Source organism: Janthinobacterium sp. BJB301 (assembly GCF_002735685.1).
Taxonomy (GTDB): Bacteria; Pseudomonadota; Gammaproteobacteria; order Burkholderiales; family Burkholderiaceae_D; genus Janthinobacterium; species Janthinobacterium lividum.
Window position 1 is genome coordinate 98,478 of sequence record NZ_PDZJ01000002.1, and the last position, 23,438, is coordinate 121,915.

Sequence of the window (23,438 nt, forward strand, 5' to 3'; positions counted from 1 at the left end):
AGAATAGAATCAACAATAATTACACCGTAACAAGGTACTGAATGAAATTCACGTTCAGGGGCGTGCGCGGCTCCATCCCCTCTCCCGGCCCGCGCACGGCGCGCTATGGCGGCAACACCACGTGCATCGAAGTACGCACCGACAGCGATAGCCTGATCATTCTCGATGCGGGCAGCGGCATCTTCTCGCTGGCGCAGCAACTGCCGCCGGGCGAGCCTGTCGACGCGCACGTCTTCATCACGCACAGCCACTGGGACCACATCCACGGCCTGCCCATGTTTTCGCCCCTGTTCGTGGCCGGCAACCGCATGCGCCTGTACGGCGCCCACGATGCCGTCGCCGGACGCGGCATCGAGCACGTGATGGCGGTGCAACTGCAAAACAGCTATTTTCCCGTCAGCGAAGCGGCCATGGCGGCCTGCATCGAGTACCGCACCCTGGCGCCCGGCGAGGCCGTCGAGGTAGGCGGCGCGCAGGTGCGCGGCGCGGAAATGAACCACCCCGTCGTCAACCTCGGCTACCGCATCGACTGCGGCGGCGCCGCGCTGTTTTTCAGTGGCGACCATGAACCGTTCTACAACCTGCATCCGCCCGGCCATGCCGAGCATGCGGCCTGCGCGGCGCGCAATGCACAGCGCCAGGCCGGCATCGACGCACTGGTCGCCGGCGTCGACGCGCTGATCATGGATTGCTCGTACACGCGCGAGGAATATCCGGGCAAGCAGGGCTGGGGCCACGGCACCTTCGACGCCGCCTTCGACCTGGCCCTGCGTTGCGGCGCGCGGCGCCTGTACTGCACCCACCACGAGCCGACCCGCAGCGACGAGCAGCTCGAAGCCGTGTTTGCCGACGTGATGGGCCGCTATGCGAGCCGCCTGGCCGGCCTGCAGGTGTTCCTCGCCTACGAGGGGCTGACGGTGGAACTGGCCGGCGCATAAAAAAAAGGAACCTTGCGGTTCCTTTTTTTGAATGTGCCCAATTGGCCCAAGGCCCTCTGAAAACCGTAGCGAGCAAGCCCGATATCGGATTGAGTAGCGGAGCTGTACTTTAGTACAGTGAGCAACGGAGATTCGATAGGGGGCTACGCAGTAGGTTTGCAGAGGCGCCTTACATGATGTGGTGGCCAATCCACCAGGCGACTGCGGCAACAAACGCGGAGGCAGGAATCGTGAAGATCCAGGCCCAGACGATATTGCCCGCCACGCCCCAGCGCACGGCCGACATTTTTTGCGACGAGCCGACGCCGACGATGGCGCCCGTGATCGTGTGCGTGGTCGACACGGGAATGCCCAGCGCCGTCGAGACGAACAGGGTGATCGCGCCACCGGTTTCGGCGCAGAAGCCGCCCACCGGTTTGAGCTTGGTGATCTTCTGGCCCATGGTCTTGACGATGCGCCAGCCGCCGAACAGCGTACCGAAGCTGATGGCCGTGTAGCACGAGATGATGACCCACATCGGCGGCATGGCATCGGCCGCGCTCGAGTAGCCGGCGGCGATCAGCAGCATCCAGATGATGCCGATGGTTTTTTGCGCATCGTTGCCGCCGTGGCCCAGGCTGTAGGCGGCCGCCGATACCAGCTGCAAACGGCGGAACCACTTGTCGACCTTGCGCGGCGTCGAACGCACGAAAATCCACGACACGAGCAGCATCATGATCGAACCGAACACAAAGCCCAGCACGGGTGCGATGACGATGAAAGCCACGGTTTTCCACAGGCCGGCCGCGACCAGCGCGCCCGTGCCGGACTTGGCGACAGCGGCGCCCACCAGGCCGCCGATCAGCGCGTGCGAGGACGACGAAGGAATGCCGTAGTACCAGGTAAACAAATTCCAGAAGATGGCGCCCATCAGCGCGCCGAAGATCACGTACTGGTCGATCACCGCCGGGTCAATGGTGCCCTTGCCCACCGTGGCGGCCACGGTCAGCTGGTGGAACACGAAGATGGCGACGAAGTTGAACGTGGCGGCCATGGCAACCGCGGTCTGCGGTTTCAATACGCCCGTCGAGACCACCGTGGCGATCGCGTTGGCGGCATCGTGGAAGCCGTTCATGAAGTCAAACAGCAGCGCGAGGACGATCAACAGGCCTAGCACGTAGATGCTGATTTGTATGGTCATTGTAGTTTCTTTTCTGATTCTGGTTCAGGACAGGCCCAACGCTTACGCGTTTTCGACGATGATGCCTTCGATAATATTGGACACATCTTCGCAACGGTCGGTCACGGTTTCCAGAATTTCGTAGATCGCTTTCAGCTTGATCAGGTTGCGCACGTCCGGCTCATCGCGGAACAGCTTGGACATGGCGGCGCGCATCACGTGGTCGGCGTCCGATTCCAGGCGGTCGATCTCTTCGCAGATGGCGACGATCTTGCGCGAGTTGTCCATGTTGTGCAGCATGGCGACGGCGTCGCGCACTTTTTCGGTACAGGCCAGCACCAGTTCGGCCAGGCGCTTGGCTTCCGGCGTGACGGCTTTCAGGTCGTACAGCGAAACGGTTTGCGCCGCATCTTCCAGCAGGTCGAGGATGTCGTCCTGGCGCGTGATCAGCTGATGGATGTCGTCGCGGTCGATCGGCGTGATGAAGGTCTTGTGCAGCATTTCCACGGTGGCGTAGGTGACTTTGTCCGCCTGTTTCTCGATGCTTTCGATCGCATGCACGCGGTTTTCCAGGTCGTCGAAATTGGTCATCAGGCCGAGCATCTCTTTGGCGCCCTTGACGCACAGTTCCGCGTGCTGGTTAAACAATTCAAAAAACTTGCCCTCAGTGGGCATCAAGCGTCCAAACATGTCATTCTCCGTTAAGCATTGAGTCGTGTTATTTACTACAGAAAGCCGCCCCTTTTGATGAAGGGGCGGCCAATGGAATATCAGTGCTGCTGTGTTAGTCGCCTTGGTAAAGCGCCAGGCCACCACTGTAATTGCCAAATTTGGTGTACTGCCCCATGAAGGTGAGGCGGATGCTGCCGATTGGACCGTTACGTTGTTTACCGATGATGATTTCGGCCGTTCCCTTGTCTGGCGAGTCGGGGTTATACACCTCGTCGCGGTAAATGAACAGGATCACGTCGGCATCCTGCTCAATAGCGCCCGATTCGCGCAAGTCGGACATGACAGGACGTTTGTTCGGGCGTTGCTCCAGCGAGCGGTTCAGCTGGGACAGCGCGATCACGGGGCAACCGAGTTCTTTCGCCAGGCCTTTCAAGCCCCGTGAAATCTCGGAAATCTCCGTGGCGCGGTTGTCGCCCGGCGTATTGGCCGACATCAGCTGCAAGTAATCGACGATGATCAGGCCCAGCTTGCCGCATTGACGCGACAGGCGGCGCGAACGGGCGCGCAATTCGATCGAGTTGAGCGCCGGCGTTTCATCGATGTACAACTGCGCGTCGTTCATCTTCTGGATCGCATTCGTCAGGCGCGGCCAGTCCTCGTCGTTCAGGCGGCCCGTGCGCAGGCGGTGCTGGTCGAGCTGTCCGACGGAGCCGAGCATACGCATGGCCAGCTGGGCGCCGCCCATCTCCATCGAGAACACGGCCACGGGCAAGCCGCTGTCGATGGCCACGTTTTCGCCGATGTTGACGGAAAACGCCGTCTTGCCCATCGACGGACGGCCCGCCACGATCACCAGGTCGCCCGGCTGCAGACCGGAGGTCATGCGGTCGAGGTCGATGAAACCGGTGGGCACGCCCGTGATTTCACTCTGGTTGTCGCGGCTGTACAGTTCGTCGATGCGCTCGACCACTTGGGTCAGCAGGGGCTGGATGGCGGTCCAGCCCTGGGCGCCGCGCGCGCCTTCTTCGGCGATGGCGAAAATCTTCGACTCGGCCTCGTCAAGCATCTGCTTGACTTCCTTGCCTTGCGGGCTGAAGGCCGTGCCGGAAATATCGTCGGCGACGGTGATGAGCTTGCGCAGCACGCCGCGGTCGCGCACGATCTCGGCGTAGCGCCGGATGTTCGCGGCCGATGGCGTGTTTTGCGCCATGGCGTTCAGGTAAGCGAGTCCGCCCACATCATCGGCCTTGCCGAGCTGGGTCAGGGTTTCAAAAACAGTAATGACATCGGCTGGCTTGGAAGCGTTAACCATCTTGACGATTTGCTCGAAGATGATGCGATGGTCATAGCGATAGAAATCCTCCGCATGCATGAAGTCGGCGATGCGGTCATACGCGGCATTGTCGCGCAGCAGGCCACCGATAACGGATTGTTCTGCTTCGATCGAATGCGGCGGAATACGGAGGGAATCCAGTTGCGGATCAGAGGGGGCGTTCATGGCGCGAATTATACCCGCTTCGGCGTGCTGGCAAAAATAAAGGGCTGAAATTGAGCGAAAAAAAGGCCACAAAAAAGCCGGGCGAACCCGGCTTTTCATAGTGCGGCAACGCTTGCGGGCCAGGCCCGCAGACGATTACGCGTTCGCGTCTGGTACGACAGCGATAACAACTTCCACGACCACGTCGGTGTGCAGAGCAACCGAAACGTTGTGCTCGCCAACGATCTTCAGCGGGCCGGTAGGCATGCGGATTTGTGCTTTTTCAACAGCAAAACCTTGCTTGGTCAGCGCTTCAGCGATGTCGAAGTTGGTGACGGAACCGAACAGACGGCCATCAACACCAGCTTTTTGAGCAACTTGAACGGTCAGGCCGCTCAGTTTTTCGCCCTGGGCTTGCGATGCGGCCAGTTTGGCGGCAGCAGCTTTTTCCAGTTCGGCGCGCTTGACTTCGAATTCAGCCACAGCGGTTGCCGTAGCACGACGTGCCAGGCGTTGCGGGATCAGGAAGTTACGTGCGTAACCGTCTTTGACTTTGACGACTTCGCCGAGGTTACCGACGTTAACAACTTTTTCTAACAGAATGATTTGCATAGTTCTTCTCCAGGAATATCTGACCGATTAAGCGTGGTGCAGATCGGTGTATGGCAGCAGCGCGAGGAAGCGAGCGCGCTTGATTGCGGTGTCAACTTGGCGCTGGTAGTGCGCTTTGGTACCGGTCAGGCGTGCTGGCATGATCTTGCCGTTTTCTTGGACGAAGTCTTTCAGCGTGTCGACGTCTTTGTAGTCGACTTGCTCAACGTGAGCTGCGGTGAAGCGGCAGAACTTCTTGCGTTTGAACAACGGGTTTTGCTGTTTGCGTTTTTCTTTAAGCTTGAGCTTATTTTTGTCGAACTTTTTACCGAATGCCATGTCAGGCTCCTGTATCTAAAATGCGCTAGTCAGAATTGACTGCACTAAAATCAATGATGTGAAACACCAAACTCTTGCTGTTGCGGCTCTTCCTGGCCAGGAAACCCGTGAACTGATACACCCCGCTCAAGCTTGCCTGACTGAACCTGCCTGAAATTTCGCCAGCGGCTAGCGCGGCAACATCAAACTCGGTCAAACGGGCAATCCCTGCTTCCATCTGCTGCGAACTGTGTTGCAATACTGCATTCACAATCGGCAGCCCTGCCGGGGTATAGCGCAATATTTCGCGCTCGGCAATGATGGCGGTTACTTGTAGCTGGTTCAGCGCACGATCCTGGTCAAGAATTAAGCTGCTGCTGCGGCTGGAGCGGCTGCTGGTGCTTCGGTGCGGTGGCTTTTGGCCGCGTCTTCGCGTTGTACCGATTTCATCATCGGCGAAGGAGCTGTTTCAGCTTTCTTCATTTTAACGGTCAGGTGACGCAACACGGCATCATTGAATTTGAATGCTGTTTCCAACTCGACCAGGGTCTCGTTGTCGCACTCGATGTTCAGGCAGATGTAGTGTGCTTTAGGCAGCTTTTGGATCGAGTAAGCCATTTGACGGCGGCCCCAATCTTCCACGCGGTGAACCGAACCGCCGCGGGTGGTTACGCTGGCTTTGTAGCGTTCGATCATCGCGGGCACTTGCTCGCTTTGGTCCGGATGGACGATAAAGACTATTTCATAATGACGCATGCAAACTCCTTCAGGTCGGATTGATAATCGCCCACCCCGGCGTCAAGACGGGTGTGGGAAGGTCAGCCGAAGATTATAACCGCCTTTTGCAAACGTTTCAATCATTCCTTCCACCAGCGCCCGAAAAGCCCGCGCGCCACCGTGCTTTCCGCCCCTGGACAAGTATTTCTTGCGAAATTCGCCCAAAACACGGAAATCCCCTTGCATAGTGGGCGATACTGTACAAAAATACAGACTGTTCATATAGACAGCATTTTAGTATGCACCCACCGCTCATGATCAAGCTGACAGCACGACAAGAACAAATCCTGAACCTGATCAAGGACGCGATTGAAAACACGGGCTTTCCTCCCACCCGTGCCGAAATCGCCAATGAACTGGGTTTCAAATCGGCCAACGCGGCCGAAGAGCATTTGCAGGCCCTGGCCCGCAAGGGCGCGATCGAGATTTCTCCCGGCACCTCGCGCGGCATCCGCCTGATCGGCGCGGCCGCTGAAGCCCTGCCATCGAAAGTGCCGGCAGCGCTGCTGATGTCGCTGCCCCTGATCGGCCGGGTGGCGGCAGGCTCGCCCATTCTGGCACAGGAAAACCTGGAAGCGAGCTACAACGTGGACCCCGCCCTGTTTTCGGCCAAGCCCGACTTCCTGCTGAAGGTACGCGGCTGGTCCATGCGCGACGCCGGCATCATGGATGGCGATTTACTGGCCGTCAAGAAGGTCGATAGCGCCAAGAATGGCCAGATCGTTGTCGCCCGCATCGGCGACGAAGTCACCGTCAAGCGCTACAAGAAAACGGGTTCCGTCATCGAATTGCTGCCGGAAAACCCCGACTTCAAGGTCATCACCGTATCGCCGGAAGATGAATTCGCCCTGGAAGGTTTGGCGGTAGGCTTGATGCGCAGCTGGCATTGAACCACCGCATGTAAAAAGGGCCGCAACAGCATGACTGTTGCGGCCCTTTTTTATTGCCCAGGCGTTTTATGCGTCCAGGGCGCTACGGAAATCCTCGAGCAAGTCCGCCTCATCCTCGATACCGACGGAGACGCGGATCAGGGATTCGGCGATGCCCATGCTGGCGCGGCGCTCGGCGCCCATCTCGTAAAAGATCGTATGGGCGACGGGAATGACCAAGGTGCGCGTGTCGCCGAGATTGCTCGCTGGAATGGCAAGATTGAGACGATTGAGGAAATCGAAGCAATCGATGCCATCCTTCAGCTCAAAGCTGAACAGCGAGCCATAGCTGCGGAACAAATCCGTCGCCAGCGCGTGCTGCGGATGCGCGGCCAAGCCCGGGTAATGCACGGCCGCTACCCGCGGGTCGGCGGCCAGCATGGTGGCCAGCGCCAGGGCGTTCGAGCAGGTGCGGTCCATGCGCAAGGCCATGGTTTCCGCGCCGACGGCGATATGGTGCGCCGCTTCCGGCCCCAGGGATGCGCCGAAATCGCGCAAGGCCTTGGCGCGGATTTGCGCGATGCCCCACTGCGCCGGCGCCGCCTTCTTGTAATTGTCGAAAATATTCGGATACTGCGTCCAGTCGAACACGCCCGTGTCCGTCAAGCTGCCGCCCAGGGCATTGCCGTGGCCGCCGATGGATTTTGTCAGCGCATTGACCACCAGGCCCGCGCCCACGGCTTTCGGGCGGAACAGGTAGGGCGTCGTCATCGTATTGTCGACGATGTACAAAATGCCGCGTTCCTTGCACAACGCGCCGATCTTCGCCAGATCGGCGATCTGCGTGCGCGGATTGGCGATGGTTTCGACAAACACGATGCGCGTTTGCGGCGTGATGGCGGCGGCCACATTGGCCACGTCGGTGGCGTCGACGAACGACACGCCGATGCCCTGCCCCGTCACCGTTTGCCACAGGCTGTTGGTGTTGCCAAACAAAAAGGCCGACGACACGACATGGTCGCCCGCGCGCAAGAGCGCCTGCACAACGGCGCCGATGGCGCCCATGCCGGTGGCGAAGCACAGCGTGGCGACGCCGTCTTCCATCTTGTTGACCTTGTCTTCCAGCGCGGAGACGGTCGGATTGCCCTGGCGGCCGTAGCGGAAGCCGGGCTCCTTGCCCTGGAATACGGATGCGAGCTGGCGCGCATCGCCGTAGCCGAAGGCAACGGAAGTATGCACGGGCTTGTGCAGGGAACCGTGCTCGATGCCCTTGCGGCGGTCGTTATGCAGGATGGTGGTGGTAAAGCCGTAGTTTTTTTTATCGTTCATGATCGCGGAGCAAAAAAAGCCCGGCGCTAGCCGGGCAAGATAATTACGCTTCTGTTGTCGCCAGGTTCAGGTTCAGCTGGGAACGCGGCGTATCTTCGGGCGCTGCCGCCTTCGGATGGTGGCGCGCATATTCCAGGCGGTCCAGGTATTCCTGCGACACGTCGCCCGTCACGTACACGCCATCGAAGCACGACGCTTCGAAGTTGGTCAGGGCCGGGTTGACGTCGGCGATGGCCTGCTTGAGCGCGCCGATATCCTGGTACACCAGGTAGTCGGCCGTGATTTCGCGGCACACTTCTTCCGTCGTGCGGCCATAGGCGATCAGTTCGTCGCGCGTCGGCATGTCGATGCCGTACACGTTCGGGTAGATCACCGGCGGCGCAGCCGAGGCGAAGATGACTTTCGTCGCGCCTGCTTCGCGCGCCATCTGCACGATTTCACGGCTGGTGGTGCCGCGCACGATGGAATCGTCGACCAGCAGCACGACCTTGTCCTTGAATTCGGACGGGATCGCGTTGAGCTTCTGGCGCACGGATTTCTTGCGCGCCGCCTGGCCCGGCATGATGAAGGTACGGCCGATATAGCGGTTCTTGATGAAGCCTTCGCGGTACTCGATGTTCAGCGCCATGGCCAGCTGGATGGCGGCCGGACGCGAGGAATCGGGAATCGGCATGACCACGTCGATATGCACGCCTGGCAATTCGGCGCGGATCTTCTCGGCCAGGTACTCGCCCATTTTCAGGCGCGTGGCGTACACGGAGGCACCGTCGATGACGGAGTCGGGACGGGCCAGGTAGACGAATTCGAACACGCACGGGTTCAGGCTGGCATTGTCGGCGCATTGGGCGCTGTGCAATTGCTTGTCAGCATCGATGAAGACGGCTTCGCCGGGACCGATGTCGCGCACGAAGCGGAAGCCCATGCCTTCCAGGGCCACGGATTCGGAAGCGATTAGGTATTCCGGACCTTGCTCCGTTTCATTGATGCCCAGGCACAGCGGGCGGATGCCGTGCGGATCGCGGAAGGCCAGCAAGCCCACGCCGGCGATCTGCGCCACGGCGGCGTAACCACCCTTGACGCGGCGGTTCAGCACGGTAACGGCCTTGAAGATGGCTTCCGGGTCCAGGTTCAGGCCCGTCGTCGCTTCCTGGATTTCATGCGCCAGCACGTTGAGCAGCACTTCCGAATCGGAATCGGTATTGATGTGGCGGCGGTCGTTCTTGAACATTTCCAGCTTCAACTGTTCCCAGTTGGTCAGGTTGCCATTGTGCGCCAGGGTGATGCCGAACGGCGCATTCACATAGAACGGTTGTGCTTCCTCTTCGCTCGACGAACCGGCCGTCGGGTAGCGGCAATGGCCGATGCCCGTCGTGCCTTGCAGCGAACGCATGTTGCGCGTACGGAAGACGTCACGCACGAGGCCATTGGCTTTGTGCATGGAAAACATACTGCTGTGATTGGTCGCAATCCCTGCCGCGTCCTGACCGCGATGTTGCAGGAGCAACAATGCATCATAGAGCAATTGATTGACAGGTTGATGGGAAACGACGCCGACGATGCCACACATGGTGTGCTCCTAAACTGTGCTACTGATTTTAAAAAAAATTCAAAATTTCACATGCTGCGCGTAAGCGGCAGGCAGATAAGGCTTGATGGCGCGCGCGCCCTGCTCCGCGAGCGGGCTGAGCTGCGCGTTTTTCCAGAATGGCTGCTGCGGTATGGAAGTCATGCCACACAAGATGACGGCGGTCAGCACGATCACAAGGCCCCGCGCCACGCCAAACAGGCTGCCCAGGGTGCGGTCGGCCAGGCTCAGGCCCGTCACCTTGACGAGCGCGTCGACCGTCATGGACAGCAATCCCATCAAAATGCGTACGCCGATGAACAGCACCACGAAAGCCAGCAACAAACGGACGGCTTCGCCCGGCACGGCTTCCGGCAGGAATTTCGCCAGCGTGGCGCCATAGGCGTTGGCAATGACGAAAGCCACGATCCAACTGACCAATGACAGTATTTCCTTGACCAGGCCACGCATCATGCTGATCAGCACGGACGTCACCAGCACGAACAGCACCAGGTAATCGAAGATCGTCACGCGCGCTCAGCCTTGCAACATCACGCCGGTACCAGGCTGCCGCCCAGGCCCAGCTTTTGCAGCTTGGCGCGGGTCTTTTCGGCGTCTTCGCGGCTGCCGAACGGGCCCACGCGCACGCGGATGCGCTCGCCCGCCGGGCTGGAGACTTTCTGCGTGTACGACTTGATGCCCGCTTCGCGCAGCTTGTCCTGCAATTCATCGACCTTGTCCTGCGTCGCCAAGGCCGCCACCTGCACCACGAACTTGCCGCTGCCGGCGTCATGCGCCTTGTCTTGTACTTTCTCTTGCGGCTTGCCTTCCAGGATAGCCAGCGCGCGCGCGGCATCGTCGGCCGATTGCGCCGGCTTGGCAGGCTTAGTCTCGGGCTTGGCTTCCGGTTTTACTTCATGCTTGGGCTCGGGCTTGGGCTCGTGTTTCGGCTCAGGCTTGGGTTCGTGCTTCGCTTCCGGCTTCGGCTCCACCTTGACAGGCTTGGGCTCAGGCTTGGGCTCAGGTTTCGGTTCCACATAGGTCGGCTTGACCGTTGCAGGCTGGACGGCGGCCAGCACGGGTGCCGGTGCAGGCGTCGGCTTGGCCGCAGGCGGCAGCGGCGCATCGACGATTTCCTCGGACTGGTCCAGGCCATTCGCTGCGGCCTGGGCCGGAACGGCCGGCACGGGCGCCGGTGCAGGTGCGGCGGCCTTTTCCTTCGACGGAATGTCGATGGCGATATCGTTGAAGGGCGCCTTCGGCTCGGAATCGAGCAGCATCGGCAAGCCGACAGCTACGCCCAAGGCCAGGGCAATCGCCCCGACCAGGCGGCGGCGTGCGCGCTTCTTTTCAGGCAAGACCGGATCCGGCGCTTCCTTGCCGCCACGGCGCGATCCGCCGCCACCGGAGGTGTTGGCTGCGCGCTTGCGGGTCGGCGACTGTGCTTCGCCAGGGACATAAAAGCCGCTGTCTTCGCCAGAGGATTCTTGCTTGTTTTTAAACAGTTTCGAGAACAAGCCCATGCGTGATTTTCAGTCGAGTGCGTTTCAGTGAAGTGAGGATTTTCGGGCCTTCATCACGCCGGCAACGGTGAGGAAAGAACCAAAGACCACAATTCTATCATTCTCACCGGCCCGGCTCATTGCATTTGCAAAAGCTTGTGCCGGATCATCGAAAATAGACACAGTATGTTCGCTGCTGTCGGGCTTGTCTTCGAGCATGATCTGCACCTTGGCGGCCAGCTCGGAGGCCGTGGCCGCGCGCGGTGAAGGCAGGCCCGTCAGGCACCAGTGGTCGACGTGCTCGCTCATCGCGGCCAATACGCCATCGATATCCTTGTCCAGCATGGAGCCGAACACGGCATACGTGTACGGGTGGAAACCCATATTGCCCAGGTTCTGATTCAGCGCCGAGGCTGCATGGGGGTTGTGCGCCACGTCGAGGATCACGCTGGGGCGGCCAGGCAAGACCTGGAAGCGGCCTGGCAGCTCCACCGTCACGAGGCCCGTGCGCACTTCCTGCGCACCCACGGGCAGTTTCAGCTTCAGCACTTCCAGCGCGGCCAGCACGGCCGTCGCGTTGAGGATCTGGTTGGCGCCGCGCAAGCTTGGATACGCCAGCGAATTGCGGCGCTGCTCGCGCCCGCCATAGTTCCACTGCTGCTTGTCGCCCGAATAATTGAAATCGCGGCCCATCAGCCACAGGTCGGCGCCGATGGCTTCCGCATGGTCGATCAGCGACTGCGGCGGCACGGGGTCGCTGCAAATGGCCGCCTTGCCCGGACGGAAGATACCCGCCTTTTCAAAGCCGATCGCTTCGCGCGTGTCGCCCAGGTAATCCGTGTGGTCGATATCGACGCTGGTGACGATAGCCACGTCGGCGTCGATCACGTTGACGGCGTCGAGGCGCCCGCCCAGACCCACTTCCAGGATGGCCACGTCCAGCTTGGCCTGCGACAGCAGGTGCAGGATCGCCAGGGTGGTGAATTCGAAATACGTCAGCGGCGTGTCGCCGCGCACGGCTTCAACAAAGTTGAAGCTGGCAACGAGCTGTTCGTCGCTGGCCATCTCGCCCAGCACGCGGGCGCGCTCGTTAAAATCAAGGAAGTGCGGCTTGATGTACAGCCCCACTTTGTAGCCGGCACGCAACAACACGGATTCCAGCATGGCGCAGGTGGACCCCTTGCCATTCGTGCCCGCCACCATGATCACGGGGCAAGTAAACGCCAGTTGCATGCGCGCCTTGACGGCTTGCACGCGGTCCAGGCCCATGTTGATCTGGGTTTCCGAATGGCGGGTTTCCAGCATGGCGAGCCAGTCCGGCAAGGTGGTGGGGAGGTTTTGCATGGGAGACTTCTTGATGAGGAGACAGTGCGCGAAGCGCGGAGACGGTGTGGCGTGGCAACCGGGCGGGTCCTTCGGACGCCGCCCAGCCTGTTACTTTGGCGTTAAGCCAAGACTTCGACGGCCTGGTTTTGCAACAAGGCCAGCAGGCGGGCGATTTCTTCGCGCATCTTGCGGCGGTCGACGATCATGTCGACGGCGCCCTTGGTGACGAGGAACTCGGCGCGCTGGAAGCCTTCCGGCAGTTTTTCACGCACGGTGTTTTCAATCACGCGCGGGCCGGCAAAGCCGATCAGCGCTTTCGGTTCAGCGATGACCACGTCGCCCATGAAGGCGAACGAGGCGGATACGCCGCCCATGGTCGGGTCGGTCAGCACGCTGATGAATGGCAATTTCTTTTCCGACAGCTTGGTCAGCATGGCCGTGGTCTTCGCCATCTGCATCAGCGACAGCAAGCCTTCCTGCATGCGCGCGCCACCGGTGGCGGTGATGCAAATGAACGGCACCTTCTGTTCCAGCGCGATCTGCGCGCCGCGCACGAAGCGCTCGCCCACGACGGAGCCCATGGAGCCGCCCATGAATTCGAATTCGAAGCACGCCACGACAACCGGCAGGCTCATGATGGCGCCGCCCATGACGACCATCGCATCCGTCTCGCCCGTCGCTTCCATGGCGGACTTCAGGCGGTCCGGGTATTTCTTGCTGTCCTTGAATTTCAAGGTATCGACTGGCAGGATTTCCTGGCCGATTTCATAGCGGCCGCCCGCGTCGAGCAGGCTGTCGAGGCGTTCACGCGCGCGGATGCGCATGTGGTGGTCGCATTTCGGGCACACGTGCAAATTCGATTCCAGGTCCGTACGGTACAGCACGGCTTCGCACGACGGGCACTTGACCCACAGGCCTTCCGGCATGGTCTTGCGCGCGGCGGCATCAGAACGCTGGATGCGCGGTGGCAGCAGTTTTTCCAACCAACTCATATTTTCTCCTTGGGCCCTTGTAGGGGTAGCGTCGGTGGACGCCCCCGGCAGACGGTAAACGGCGACGCCCCGCAGGGCGCCACCAAAAATTTTATCTATTGCACAATAACAGGCAAATCAGTGGCCGAAGTGTAGCCGTTTATCGCCGGGCTGTCGAACTTTGCCGCCACCCGAGCTTGCGTAAACAACAAGCTTGCTCAGGCGTCCAGTGCGGCGCGGATGCTTGCCGTAAAGCTGCGCACGGCGTCGACGGCGCCACCTTCCGGGGCATTTTCAATCTCCTGGATGATGCGGCTGCCGATCACGACGGCATCGGCCACCTTGGCAACGGCCTTGGCCGTGGCGCCATCGCGGATGCCGAAGCCCACGCCGATAGGTAATTTTACATGCTGGCGGATGGCCGCGAGGCGCTCTGCCACCTGTTCCGTATCAATGTTGCCGGCGCCCGTGACGCCTTTCAGCGACACATAATAGCTGAAGCCGCCGCCAACCTTGGCCACTTGCGCAATGCGCTCTTCGGTCGAGGTGGGCGCCAGCAGGAAGATCAGGTCGAGCCCAGCCTCGCGCATGGCGGCGGCGAATTCCTCGCACTCTTCCGGCGGATAGTCGACGACGATGGCGCCATCGGCGCCGGCCGCTTGGGCCGCATCAATAAACGCGGCGCTGCCGATGCGCTCGATAGGATTCGCATAGCCCATCAGCACGACGGGCGTCGTCTGGTTCGTTGCGCGGAACTGGCGCACATAGCCGAACACATCGTGGATGCCCACATTGAATTTCAAGGCCCGTTCGCAGGCACGCTGGATGACGGGGCCTTCGGCCATGGGGTCGGAAAACGGCACGCCCAGCTCCAGCACGTCGGCGCCGCCCTCGACGAGCGCGTGCATCAGGGGCACGGTGGCGTCAGGGCCGGGGTCGCCGGCGGTAATGAAAGTGACCAGGGCGGTCTTGTTGTTGGATTTTAAGTTGGCAAAAGTGGCGGAGATACGGGACATGATGAGCTTTCTTAATGATGGATAGATGGAATAATTTCAACCCAAAGCAAAGGCTGGGGTCAGTCCCTGCGGGATCGGAATGCGCACCACTGGCGCGCACTCCCCCGGCGGGTCTGACCCCGTTGACACGCTGTTAGTTGAAATTGAGTCCCATGCGTTCCGCCACGGTATGCATGTCCTTGTCGCCACGGCCCGACAGGTTGGCCAGTACAATTTTGTCTTTCGGCAAGGTGGCCGCCAGCTTGGCCGCGTAGGCCAGCGCGTGCGACGATTCCAGGGCCGGGATGATGCCTTCGATATGGCAGCAATCGTGAAACGCTTGCAGCGCCTCGTCATCCGTGATCGACACGTATTGCGCGCGGCCCGAGTCTTTCAGCCACGCATGTTCCGGGCCCACGCCCGGATAGTCGAGGCCGGCCGAGACGGAATGCGTCTCGATAATCTGGCCATTTTCATCCTGCAGCAGGTAGGTGCGGTTGCCGTGCAGCACGCCAGGGAAGCCCGCCGTCAGCGAAGCCGAGTGCTTGCCCGTGTCCAGCCCTTCGCCGGCCGCTTCCACGCCGATCAGTTTCACGTCTTTCTGGTCGATATACGGGTAAAAGATACCCATGGCATTCGAGCCGCCGCCGATACAGGCCAGCACGTAGTCGGGCTGGCGGCCCGTCATTTCCGGCATCTGCACCAGGCACTCCTCGCCGATCACGGACTGGAAGTCGCGCACCATCATCGGATACGGATGGGGGCCGGCCACGGTGCCGATGATATAAAAGGTGTTTTCGATATTCGTGACCCAGTCGCGCATGGCTTCGTTCAGCGCATCCTTGAGGGTCTTGGAGCCGGATTCGACGGGCACGACGGTCGCGCCCAGCAGTTTCATGCGGTAGACGTTCTGCGCCTGGCGCTTGACGTCCTCGCTGCCCATGTAGACCACGCATTCGAGGCCGAAGCGGGCGCAGATGGTGGCCGTGGCCACGCCATGCTGGCCGGCGCCCGTCTCGGCGATGATGCGCGGCTTGCCCATGCGCTTGGCCAGCAGGGCCTGGCCGATCACGTTATTGATCTTGTGCGCGCCCGTGTGGTTCAAGTCTTCGCGCTTGAAATAGATTTGCGCGCCGCCAGCCATCTCGGACCAGCGCTTGGCGTGGTAGATGGGCGACGGACGGCCGACGAAATGTTTCAGCTCATAGCGGAATTCTTCGAGGAATTCTGGATCGGCGCTGTAGCGCGCGTAAGCGTCTTTCAGCTCGGCCAGCGCGTGGGTCAGCGTTTCGGCAACAAACGAGCCGCCATAGGGGCCGAAGTGGCCGCGTACGTCAGGAAAAGGGTAATCGGTGGCGTGGAACAATGCGGCGGCTGCGCCGGGCGCGGTGGTGTGGTCATTCATGGTGGTTTCCTCTGGCAATGATGGCATCGGCATCCTGCACCGCGGCGATAAACGCGCGGACTCGGGATGCGTCCTTGATGCCCTTGGACGCTTCGACACCACTGCTGATGTCGACGGCGTAAGGGCGCACGCGCACCACTGCGTCAGTCGCGTTTTGTACGCTCAAGCCACCACTTAAAACGACCCGAGGCGCGAGTTCTTTTGGAATGAGGGACCAATCAAATACCTTTCCTGCACCGCCGTAGGCATCCACATAGGTATCGAGCAAGAGGCTGGAGAACAAGGGACTGGCGGCGCGATAGCGCTGTTCGTATTCTAGCAAATCTTCAAAGGAAGTGTCGGGTTTGACGCGGAACACTTGCGTAAAGGGCGTATTCACGGCGCCAGCCAGCGCGGCGCTGTGTTCGGGCGTCTCGTCGCCATGAAATTGCAGCAGGGACAAGGGCGCCACGGCCCTCGTAGCCCGCACCTCGTCCAGCGTGGCATTGACGAACAGGCCCACCGTCGTCACGTAGGGCGGCATGGTGGCGATCAGGCTGGCGGCCTGCTGCGGCGTGACGTAACGGGGGCTTTTCGGATAAAACACGAAGCCGATGGCGTCGGCGCCCGCGGCCACGACGGCCTGGATGTCTTCGGCGCGGGTCAGGCCGCAGATCTTGATGCGTGTGCGAGGCATGGCAATCCTTTACTTGATTTGATGCAGATCAAAACCAGGGCAAAGCGCTACTACTGTCTTGCGGCAATGCCCATTTCGGATCGTAATCGATCTGTGCCAGGTACAGGCCGTCCGGCATGAAGGTGGGCGCCGCCGCGTGGCGGTCTTTACTTTCAAGCAATTGCCCCAGCCAGTCCGGCTTTTCGCGCCCCGTACCGATGTAGACGAGCGAACCGACCAGGTTACGCACCATGTGGTGCAGGAAGGCATTGGCCGTAATGGTAAAAATCACGCAATCGCCGCGCCGCTCGATGCGGATGTCATGCATCAGCTTGACGGGCGACTTGGCCTGGCATTGCGCGGCGCGGAAAGCCGTGAAATCGTGCCAGCCCAGCAGCGGCTGCACGGCTTGCCGCATCAGTTCCACGTCCAGCGGACGGAAAAAGAAGCCGGCGCGCCCTTCCACCAGCGGCGAACGGGTGGCGTTGTTGTACAACACATAATGATAGGTACGCGCGCGGGCGCTGAAGCGGGCGTGGAAGAAGTCATTGACCGTCGGATCGCCTTCAAGTTCCTTGGCCCAGCGCACGGCGATGGATTTCGGCAGGAAGGCGTTGACGCCGCGCACCCACGAGTGCACGTCGCGGTTCAATTCCGTATCGAAATGCACGACTTGCTCGAGCGCATGCACGCCCGTATCCGTGCGGCCGGCGCACGTGGTGGCCAGGCGCACGCGGGCAAACTGTTCCAGCGCGTTTTCCAGCTGGTCCTGCACCGTTTGCCCGTCTTCCTGTTTCTGGTATCCATGCCAGGCCGTGCCGTCGTACTGCAGGCCGAGGACGATACGCTTCAATGGCGTTGCTGTCGTAATATTTTGCATCGAAGCATTATACCGGCGCGCAGACGGCCCCGCCTCCCGACGACGCAAGCGCCTGAGACGGCGTTCAGGGCAAGGCGCACGGTCGAAGACAGTACGACCAGTTCGGCGAGACCGTGCAACGCAGCCATGGACGTCGTATCAGGTGCTTAGCTCAGCAAAGCTCTCATGGTATTCGCTTTCTTCACCTGCTCTTCGCTGCCGCCCTTGATGACCTCATCGATCAGCTCGCGCGCGCCTTCCTTGTCGCCGATTTCCTGGTAAGCGATCGCCAGGTCCAGCTTGGTATCCATTTCCATGTGGATGGCCGACAGCGGGTCGTCCACGCCCACGCTGGCCGTCTTGCCGTCGTTGAGGTCCAGGTCGATGCCGGACAGGTCGAATTCCTGTGCCGGCGGTATGGCTTCCGGCAAGGTGGCGGGCGTTTGCGCGTCGTCGAACAGGCTGTCGAGGGAAGGCTCGGCCGCCGCGACCGGCGCGGCAGCGGGCGCCACGGGCTCGTCGAGGTCGAAATGGGCCAGATCGACATCCTTCAATGGATCAGGCAAAGGCGTCAAGCCGGCGCCCACGCCATTTACGGGACCGGCTGGCGGCTCCAGATCCAGGCCGAAATCCATGCTGGCGTCATACTGCGCATCCTGCGCGGCGGAGACCGGCTTGCTGTCCGGTCCCGGCATGACGATCGGGTCGCTGGTGGAAACGGGCTCGAAATCGAGGCTGTCGAGGTCGAAGTCGAGGGGCGCGCGCGTATCGCGGGCCGTCACGGAGGACACGGGCTCGGCGGGCGCCAGGTCGGCCGCCGGCGCTGACTCAGGAGCAGACAGATCGTCGGACAAGTCCATGCTCTGGCCATGCAAGTCGTCGCCCGCAGCCTTGCTCAGGCTAACGACAGCATCGTCTTCCGTATCGCCATACAGGGGATTGGTGGGATCGAGCGCCAGGCCCAGCGCGGCCGCCTGCGGCCACTCTTCGCCCTGGCCACGCGTCAAGCTGTACAGCTCGCTGGCCTGGTCTTCAAATGCGCGCACGTCGTTGCGGGCCGAATAGATTTCCAGCAGCTTCAGGCGGGCCGCATGGCGCTCCGGGTGGATACGCAAGGCTTCCTTGAGGATATCTTCCGCCTGGCCATCGCGGCCGTAGGCGATATACACGTCCGCTTCGGCGACCGGGTCCGTTTCATTCGCATCGAGCATGCTGGCGCCCGCTACGGCGGCGACGCCAGCAGCGGCGGCACCCGTGCCGAACAGGTGGTTGCTCGCTTCGGACTGCTGGTCTTCCGGCGCCAGGCCGGCCGGCGGCGTCACAGGCGCTTCCGGCTCGAACACGGGGGCGACATTGTCGGCGGGCGGCGGCGTCTCCTTGCGGCGGCGCGCGATCACCAGCGCGGCCACGGCGGCCAGCAGCGCGGCCAGGCCGATGCCGATGGCACCCAGATGGTCATTGAACTTGTCGGCGAAGGTCGGTTCCAGCGGCGACGGTTTTTTCACCAGCGGCACCGGTTTCGCCTTCGGCACGGGCGGCTGCGCCTCGGCGGCCGGGGCAGGAACGCTGGCCGGTGCGCTGGCAGCGGTCTCGGCCGGCTTGGCGGGCGCCGGGGCGCTCTTGTCCGCCATGGCCTTGCTCTTGACCGCCATCAGCTTTTCCAGGTCGCTGACGTTTTTTTCCAGCTCTTTGACGCGTGCGGCAGCTTCATCGACCTGCTTCGCCTTGGCGATCTTGTCTTCCTCGCTGGCGACGGTGCTCTTGCCGGCCGACTTGGCCGCCGGCTCCGCCTTCGACAGTTTCAGCTTGTCTTGCGACTCGCTCACGGCCGTCGGCTTTTCCTGCACCTTCGTCGCGCCGATCTTGCCAGCCGTGCTTTGCGTCGCTTGCGCCGCCTTGGCCGGCTTGCTTTGCGACACCTGGCCCGCCAGCTTGTTGCGGTAGGCTTCGAAATCGATGGCGTGCGCCGTCACGATGCCCTTCGCTTCAGCCGCGCCCGTGGCGCGCACGGTATCCGCGCCCGGCACGGCCAGGATGCGTCCGGCCTGCATGCGGTTCATGTTCTCGCCCTTGAAGGCATCGGGATTGGCGCGGTACAGGGCGACGAGCATCATGTCGAGCGAAACGCCCGAAGGCTTCAGCTCGCTGGCGATGCGGCTCAGGGTATCGCCCGCCTTGACCTTGTATTCGCCTGCCGCCTTTTTCGCGGCCGGTGGCGCAGCATCGGCCGCGGCGGCAGCCGGCTTGGCCTTGCCTGGCTCGACTGGCGCCGTCACTTGCGCGCCGCGCGTCTGGCGCGCTTCGGGCGTGTCGAGCACAAACGCATATTCGCGCACCTGGCGACCGCTCTTGCTGCTCAGCTCCAGCAAAAGATCCACCATGGGTTCGGCCACCGGTTGCGCCGAGCTGATGCGGATGAAGGGCTTGCCATTGCGGTTTTCCACGGCAAACGTCAGCGCGTTCAGGGCGGGATTGAATTCCACGTTGGCCTGGCGGTAGGCGTCCGGCGGCGCCAGCTTGGCCAGCAGGTTCGCGGCCTCGCCTGGCTTGACGGCCGATAATTCGACCTCGGCGCGCAGCGGCTGGCCGGCGGCGGACAGCACCGTGATCTTGCCCAGCTCGGCTGCGGATGCCGCCGGTGACAATAACACCGCACAGGCGACAGCGCTGCTGAGTGTTTTAATGGCAAGGGAGGCGACCCGGGGACGAGTGTGTACAGGCATAGTTGGCGGCATCTTAGTTGACATGGGAAAACTGTTACTTTTCCAGAGGTATCAACATATCATCATGCCCAGAGCTATGCAAGCTCCGCATGGTTGAGCCTTGAGGGGCTCAGGACGAAAAAAAAGCCGGGAAAACAGCCCCGGCTTGATCTGGATCAGCAATTTATTGCCATTACGCGTCCAGCAGGATGCGCAGCATGCGGCGCAGCGGCTCGGCCGCGCCCCACAGCAACTGGTCGCCCACGGTGAATGCGGACAGGTATTCGCCGCCCATGCTCATCTTGCGCACGCGGCCGACAGGAATCGTCAGGCTGCCCGTGACGGCCGCCGGCGACAGGTCGCGCACGGACGCTTCGCGCGTGTTCGGCACGAATTTCACCCATTGATTGTTGCTGGCGATGATGTCGTTGATTTCATCGAGCGGCACGTCTTTTTTCAGCTTGATGGTCAAGGCTTGCGAATGGCAGCGCATGGCGCCGATGCGCACGCACAGGCCGTCCACCGGAATTTCCTTGGTGCCAAAGTCGATGCCGCGGCCCAGGATCTTGTTCGTTTCCGCGCCCGCTTTCCACTCTTCCTTCGACTGGCCGTTGCCCAGGTCCTTGTCGATCCACGGGATCAGGTTGCCGGCCAGCGGCGCGCCGAATTGCTTGATTTCATCCGGGGAATAGCCGTGCTGGGTGGCCAGCACCTGGCGGTCGATTTCCAGGATGGCGGAAGCCGGGTTGTCCAGCAGCGCCTTGACGGAACCGTTGATGGTGCCAAATTGCGTCAGCAGTTCGCGCATGTGCTGCGCGCCGCCGCCCGATGCCGCCTGGTAGGTCATCGACGTCATCCAGTCGATCAAATCGTGCTGGAACAGGCCGCCCAGGCCCATCATCATGCACGATACCGTGCAGTTGCCGCCGATGTAATTCTTGACGCCCTTGCCCAGCGCATCCTTGATGACGTGCAGGTTGACGGGGTCGAGCACGATGACGGCGTCTTTTTCCATGCGCAAGGTCGATGCCGCATCGATCCAGTAGCCATTCCAGCCCGCTGCGCGCAGCTGCGGGAAGACAGCGCTCGTGTAGTCGCCGCCCTGGCAGGAAATGATGATGTCGCACTTGGACAGTTCGGCGATGTTGTTGGCATCCTTGAGGATGGTTTCATTCTTCGCCATGGCCGGCGCCGCGCCGCCCGTGTTCGAAGTGGTGAAAAACACCGGTTCGATATGGGCGAAATCGCCCTCTTCCTGCATGCGCTGCATCAGGACCGAACCGACCATACCGCGCCAACCTACCAAGCCAACTAATTTCATTACCATTCCTCAAGATGAGACGGCGACTGCCGTCATTAGACTATTTTATCCCAGCGCTTTTACAACTGCATCACCCATCGCCTCGGTACCGACCAAAGTCGTGCCCGCTTCATGGATGTCGGCCGTGCGCAGGCCCTGCGCCAGCACTTGCTTGACAGCAGCCTCGATGCGGCTTGCCTGCTCTTCGCGGTTGAGCGAATAGCGCAGCATCATGGCGGCCGACAAGATCGTCGCCAGCGGATTGGCGATGCCCTTGCCCGCGATATCGGGCGCGGAGCCGTGCGACGGTTCGTACAGACCCTTGTTGTTGGCGTCGAGCGAAGCCGACGGCAGCATGCCGATCGAGCCCGTCAGCATGGCGGCCGCATCCGACAGAATGTCGCCGAACATGTTGCCGGTCACCATGACGTCGAATTTCTTCGGCGCCCGCACCAGCTGCATGGCCGCGTTGTCGACATACATGTGATCGAGCGCCACATCCGGGTATTCCTTGTGCACGTCGGTGACGATGTCTTTCCAGAACTGGAAGGTTTCCAGCACGTTCGCCTTGTCCACGCTGGTGAGGCGCTTGTCGCGCTTTTGCGCGGCCTGGAAAGCCACGTGGGCGATGCGGCGGATTTCCCCTTCCGCATAGCGCATGGTGTCAAAACCTTCGCGCTGGCCCTTGAACGGACCATCCGGGCACTCGCGCACGCCGCGGGGCTGGCCGAAATAGATGTCGCCCGTCAGTTCACGGATGATCAAAATGTCCAGGCCGGACACCACTTCCGGCTTCAGGGTCGAGGCGCCCGCCAGCTCCGGATACAGAATGGCCGGACGCAGGTTGGCGAACAGGCCCAGGTTCTTGCGCAAGCCCAGGATCGCCTGCTCGGGACGGAACTGGCGTTCCAGATTGTCGTACTGGTAGTCGCCGACAGCGCCGAACAGCACGGCATCGGCCGCTTTCGCCAAGGCCAGGGTGCCTTCCGGCAAAGGGTGGCCATGGGCCGCATAGCCGGCGCCGCCCACGGGCGCCGTTTCCAGCTCGAACGATTCGCCCAGCACATTCAAGACCTTGACGGCTTGCGCGACGATTTCAGGACCGATGCCGTCGCCGGGTAAGATTGCAATTTTCATATTTTAATCGTTTAAATGACGTTGGCCAGCCAGGGCTGAGCAGAAAGATGGCGTTCTTCGAAGGCGCGGATATCGTCGGCGTGGCGCAGGGTCAGGCCGATATCGTCGAGGCCATTCATCAGGCAATATTTGCGGAAGGCGTCGATCTCGAACGGATACGAGACGGAACCGTTGCTGGTGCGCACGCATTGCTGCTCCAGGTCCACCACCAGCTTGAAGCCGGGGAAAGCCTTGACTTCATTGAACAGGTGCTCGACCTGGCTTTCCGACAGCACGATGGGCAGCAAGCCGTTCTTGTAGCAGTTATTGAAGAAGATATCGGCAAACGATGGCGCGATGATGGCGCGGAAGCCATATTGATCCAGCGCCCACGGCGCGTGTTCGCGCGAGGAGCCGCAACCGAAGTTCTTGCGCGTAAGCAAGATCGAAGCGCCCTGGTAGCGTGGCTCGTTGAGCACGAACTCCGGATTCAGCGGACGGCGGCTGTTGTCCTGCCCAGGCTCGCCATGGTCGAGGTAGCGCCATTCATCGAACAGGTTGGGGCCGAAGCCGCTGCGGTGGATCGATTTCAGGAATTGCTTCGGGATAATCGCGTCGGTGTCGACGTTGGCGCGGTCCAGCGGGGCGACCAGGCCTTCGTAAATCGTAAATTTATCCATGCTGTTTCTACTCGGTAGGACGCGCGGCGCGGGGCGCCGGCACGTCGCGGTTTATTTTCCGCCGGCGCCAGTGACGACCTGGCCGACTTTCTGCACATCGCGGCCGATGCCGGAGACGGTGTTGCAGCCAGACAGGATGACGGTGGCGATGAGGAGGGCGAAGAGTTTTTTCATGATGATTTCTTGATAGTAAGTAAGGGACCGGGAACGCTAGTGTAAACCAGCGGCGCCGG

Annotated in this window: 24 protein-coding genes; 2 read left to right on the plus strand and 22 right to left on the minus strand. The window is 61.3% G+C overall.

The genetic code is table 11. From position 1 onward, the window contains the following. Nucleotides 1-41 precede the first annotated feature (41 nt). Nucleotides 42-938, plus strand: coding sequence for an MBL fold metallo-hydrolase (locus CSQ91_RS13775; protein WP_099388736.1), 897 nt, complete (start codon nucleotides 42-44; stop codon nucleotides 936-938). 169 nt (nucleotides 939-1,107) lie between these two features. Here CSQ91_RS13775 and CSQ91_RS13780 read toward each other — a convergent pair whose 3' ends face one another. The 7 genes from CSQ91_RS13780 to rpsF form a co-directional block, all read right to left on the minus strand. Then, a complete protein-coding gene (locus CSQ91_RS13780) occupies nucleotides 1,108-2,118 on the minus strand; it encodes an inorganic phosphate transporter (protein ID WP_034783457.1) in 1,011 nt (336 codons plus the stop codon). A 42-nt stretch (nucleotides 2,119-2,160) separates the two neighbouring features. Then, entirely contained in the window at nucleotides 2,161-2,787 is a 627-nt protein-coding gene (locus tag CSQ91_RS13785; RefSeq protein WP_010400015.1) for a DUF47 domain-containing protein, read from the minus strand. A 94-nt stretch (nucleotides 2,788-2,881) separates the two neighbouring features. After that, the gene (locus CSQ91_RS13790; protein WP_034750488.1) at nucleotides 2,882-4,267 is read right to left on the minus strand and encodes a replicative DNA helicase; all 1,386 of its coding nucleotides are present in this window, start codon (nucleotides 4,265-4,267) and stop codon (nucleotides 2,882-2,884) included. A gap of 135 nt (nucleotides 4,268-4,402) precedes the next feature. Further along, entirely contained in the window at nucleotides 4,403-4,858 is a 456-nt protein-coding gene (gene rplI, locus CSQ91_RS13795) for a 50S ribosomal protein L9 (RefSeq protein WP_034783456.1), read from the minus strand. Nucleotides 4,859-4,885: 27 nt separating this feature from the next. Beyond that, nucleotides 4,886-5,176 (minus strand): 30S ribosomal protein S18, encoded by a 291-nt coding sequence (gene rpsR, locus CSQ91_RS13800; protein ID WP_010400024.1) that lies wholly within the window; start codon nucleotides 5,174-5,176, stop codon nucleotides 4,886-4,888. A 25-nt stretch (nucleotides 5,177-5,201) separates the two neighbouring features. Continuing rightward, a complete protein-coding gene (gene priB / locus CSQ91_RS13805; protein ID WP_099388737.1) occupies nucleotides 5,202-5,501 on the minus strand; it encodes a primosomal replication protein N in 300 nt (99 codons plus the stop codon). Between the two features lie 20 nt (nucleotides 5,502-5,521). After that, entirely contained in the window at nucleotides 5,522-5,911 is a 390-nt protein-coding gene (gene rpsF, locus CSQ91_RS13810; RefSeq protein WP_034750499.1) for a 30S ribosomal protein S6, read from the minus strand. Nucleotides 5,912-6,186: 275 nt separating this feature from the next. Here rpsF and lexA point away from each other — a divergent pair, with 275 nt between their 5' ends. Next, the gene (gene lexA, locus CSQ91_RS13815) at nucleotides 6,187-6,822 is read left to right on the plus strand and encodes a transcriptional repressor LexA (RefSeq protein ID WP_034783454.1); all 636 of its coding nucleotides are present in this window, start codon (nucleotides 6,187-6,189) and stop codon (nucleotides 6,820-6,822) included. Between the two features lie 66 nt (nucleotides 6,823-6,888). On the opposite strand, the gene CSQ91_RS13820 is transcribed toward lexA, so the two are convergent. From CSQ91_RS13820 to CSQ91_RS13890, 15 genes are all read right to left on the minus strand, one after another. Next, the gene (locus tag CSQ91_RS13820; RefSeq protein ID WP_099388738.1) at nucleotides 6,889-8,130 is read right to left on the minus strand and encodes a cystathionine gamma-synthase family protein; all 1,242 of its coding nucleotides are present in this window, start codon (nucleotides 8,128-8,130) and stop codon (nucleotides 6,889-6,891) included. Between the two features lie 43 nt (nucleotides 8,131-8,173). Further along, the gene (gene purF, locus CSQ91_RS13825; RefSeq protein ID WP_034783451.1) at nucleotides 8,174-9,697 is read right to left on the minus strand and encodes an amidophosphoribosyltransferase; all 1,524 of its coding nucleotides are present in this window, start codon (nucleotides 9,695-9,697) and stop codon (nucleotides 8,174-8,176) included. Nucleotides 9,698-9,736: 39 nt separating this feature from the next. Beyond that, entirely contained in the window at nucleotides 9,737-10,225 is a 489-nt protein-coding gene (locus CSQ91_RS13830; RefSeq protein WP_034783449.1) for a CvpA family protein, read from the minus strand. A gap of 20 nt (nucleotides 10,226-10,245) precedes the next feature. Then, nucleotides 10,246-11,217, minus strand: a complete 972-nt coding sequence (locus CSQ91_RS13835; protein WP_099388739.1) for an SPOR domain-containing protein — start codon at nucleotides 11,215-11,217, stop codon at nucleotides 10,246-10,248. Between the two features lie 24 nt (nucleotides 11,218-11,241). Beyond that, nucleotides 11,242-12,540, minus strand: a complete 1,299-nt coding sequence (folC, locus tag CSQ91_RS13840) for a bifunctional tetrahydrofolate synthase/dihydrofolate synthase (protein ID WP_034783446.1) — start codon at nucleotides 12,538-12,540, stop codon at nucleotides 11,242-11,244. A gap of 101 nt (nucleotides 12,541-12,641) precedes the next feature. Then, entirely contained in the window at nucleotides 12,642-13,514 is an 873-nt protein-coding gene (gene accD / locus CSQ91_RS13845; RefSeq protein ID WP_010400390.1) for an acetyl-CoA carboxylase, carboxyltransferase subunit beta, read from the minus strand. A 197-nt stretch (nucleotides 13,515-13,711) separates the two neighbouring features. Further along, nucleotides 13,712-14,509 carry a tryptophan synthase subunit alpha gene (trpA, locus tag CSQ91_RS13850; protein WP_099388740.1) on the minus strand — a complete coding sequence of 266 codons (798 nt, stop codon included), beginning with the start codon at nucleotides 14,507-14,509 and terminating at the stop codon, nucleotides 13,712-13,714. A gap of 133 nt (nucleotides 14,510-14,642) precedes the next feature. Further along, a complete protein-coding gene (gene trpB / locus CSQ91_RS13855) occupies nucleotides 14,643-15,893 on the minus strand; it encodes a tryptophan synthase subunit beta (RefSeq protein WP_099388741.1) in 1,251 nt (416 codons plus the stop codon). Further along, nucleotides 15,886-16,569: a phosphoribosylanthranilate isomerase gene (locus tag CSQ91_RS13860; protein WP_099388742.1), complete on the minus strand. Its 684-nt coding sequence runs from the start codon at nucleotides 16,567-16,569 to the stop codon at nucleotides 15,886-15,888. Before CSQ91_RS13860 ends, trpB begins: the two co-directional genes overlap by 8 nt. A gap of 28 nt (nucleotides 16,570-16,597) precedes the next feature. Beyond that, entirely contained in the window at nucleotides 16,598-17,401 is an 804-nt protein-coding gene (gene truA, locus CSQ91_RS13865; protein WP_099388743.1) for a tRNA pseudouridine(38-40) synthase TruA, read from the minus strand. 173 nt (nucleotides 17,402-17,574) lie between these two features. Continuing rightward, nucleotides 17,575-20,058, minus strand: coding sequence for a FimV/HubP family polar landmark protein (locus CSQ91_RS13870; protein WP_257217343.1), 2,484 nt, complete (start codon nucleotides 20,056-20,058; stop codon nucleotides 17,575-17,577). A gap of 244 nt (nucleotides 20,059-20,302) precedes the next feature. Next, nucleotides 20,303-21,430: an aspartate-semialdehyde dehydrogenase gene (asd, locus tag CSQ91_RS13875; protein WP_071653756.1), complete on the minus strand. Its 1,128-nt coding sequence runs from the start codon at nucleotides 21,428-21,430 to the stop codon at nucleotides 20,303-20,305. Between the two features lie 45 nt (nucleotides 21,431-21,475). Then, nucleotides 21,476-22,546: a 3-isopropylmalate dehydrogenase gene (gene leuB / locus CSQ91_RS13880; RefSeq protein WP_099388745.1), complete on the minus strand. Its 1,071-nt coding sequence runs from the start codon at nucleotides 22,544-22,546 to the stop codon at nucleotides 21,476-21,478. 11 nt (nucleotides 22,547-22,557) lie between these two features. Then, the gene (gene leuD, locus CSQ91_RS13885; RefSeq protein ID WP_034783435.1) at nucleotides 22,558-23,205 is read right to left on the minus strand and encodes a 3-isopropylmalate dehydratase small subunit; all 648 of its coding nucleotides are present in this window, start codon (nucleotides 23,203-23,205) and stop codon (nucleotides 22,558-22,560) included. A gap of 51 nt (nucleotides 23,206-23,256) precedes the next feature. Then, nucleotides 23,257-23,379, minus strand: a complete 123-nt coding sequence (locus CSQ91_RS13890; protein WP_010400408.1) for a lipoprotein — start codon at nucleotides 23,377-23,379, stop codon at nucleotides 23,257-23,259. Between the last annotated feature and the right edge of the window lie 59 nt (nucleotides 23,380-23,438).

Bases quoted from the DNA above. Each gene is read 5' to 3' on its own strand.
- CSQ91_RS13775 (WP_099388736.1), top strand. From the start codon at position 42: ATGAAATTCACGTTCAGGGGCGTGCGCGGCTCCATCCCCTCTCCCGGC.
- CSQ91_RS13780 (WP_034783457.1), bottom strand. From the start codon at position 2,118: ATGACCATACAAATCAGCATCTACGTGCTAGGCCTGTTGATCGTCCTC.
- CSQ91_RS13785 (WP_010400015.1), bottom strand. From the start codon at position 2,787: ATGTTTGGACGCTTGATGCCCACTGAGGGCAAGTTTTTTGAATTGTTT.
- CSQ91_RS13790 (WP_034750488.1), bottom strand. From the start codon at position 4,267: ATGAACGCCCCCTCTGATCCGCAACTGGATTCCCTCCGTATTCCGCCG.
- rplI (WP_034783456.1), bottom strand. From the start codon at position 4,858: ATGCAAATCATTCTGTTAGAAAAAGTTGTTAACGTCGGTAACCTCGGC.
- rpsR (WP_010400024.1), bottom strand. From the start codon at position 5,176: ATGGCATTCGGTAAAAAGTTCGACAAAAATAAGCTCAAGCTTAAAGAA.
- rpsF (WP_034750499.1), bottom strand. From the start codon at position 5,911: ATGCGTCATTATGAAATAGTCTTTATCGTCCATCCGGACCAAAGCGAG.
- lexA (WP_034783454.1), top strand. From the start codon at position 6,187: ATGATCAAGCTGACAGCACGACAAGAACAAATCCTGAACCTGATCAAG.
- CSQ91_RS13820 (WP_099388738.1), bottom strand. From the start codon at position 8,130: ATGAACGATAAAAAAAACTACGGCTTTACCACCACCATCCTGCATAAC.
- purF (WP_034783451.1), bottom strand. From the start codon at position 9,697: ATGTGTGGCATCGTCGGCGTCGTTTCCCATCAACCTGTCAATCAATTG.
- CSQ91_RS13835 (WP_099388739.1), bottom strand. From the start codon at position 11,217: ATGGGCTTGTTCTCGAAACTGTTTAAAAACAAGCAAGAATCCTCTGGC.
- folC (WP_034783446.1), bottom strand. From the start codon at position 12,540: ATGCAAAACCTCCCCACCACCTTGCCGGACTGGCTCGCCATGCTGGAA.
- accD (WP_010400390.1), bottom strand. From the start codon at position 13,514: ATGAGTTGGTTGGAAAAACTGCTGCCACCGCGCATCCAGCGTTCTGAT.
- trpA (WP_099388740.1), bottom strand. From the start codon at position 14,509: ATGTCCCGTATCTCCGCCACTTTTGCCAACTTAAAATCCAACAACAAG.
- trpB (WP_099388741.1), bottom strand. From the start codon at position 15,893: ATGAATGACCACACCACCGCGCCCGGCGCAGCCGCCGCATTGTTCCAC.
- CSQ91_RS13860 (WP_099388742.1), bottom strand. From the start codon at position 16,569: ATGCCTCGCACACGCATCAAGATCTGCGGCCTGACCCGCGCCGAAGAC.
- asd (WP_071653756.1), bottom strand. From the start codon at position 21,430: ATGAAATTAGTTGGCTTGGTAGGTTGGCGCGGTATGGTCGGTTCGGTC.
- leuB (WP_099388745.1), bottom strand. From the start codon at position 22,546: ATGAAAATTGCAATCTTACCCGGCGACGGCATCGGTCCTGAAATCGTC.
- leuD (WP_034783435.1), bottom strand. From the start codon at position 23,205: ATGGATAAATTTACGATTTACGAAGGCCTGGTCGCCCCGCTGGACCGC.
- CSQ91_RS13890 (WP_010400408.1), bottom strand. From the start codon at position 23,379: ATGAAAAAACTCTTCGCCCTCCTCATCGCCACCGTCATCCTGTCTGGC.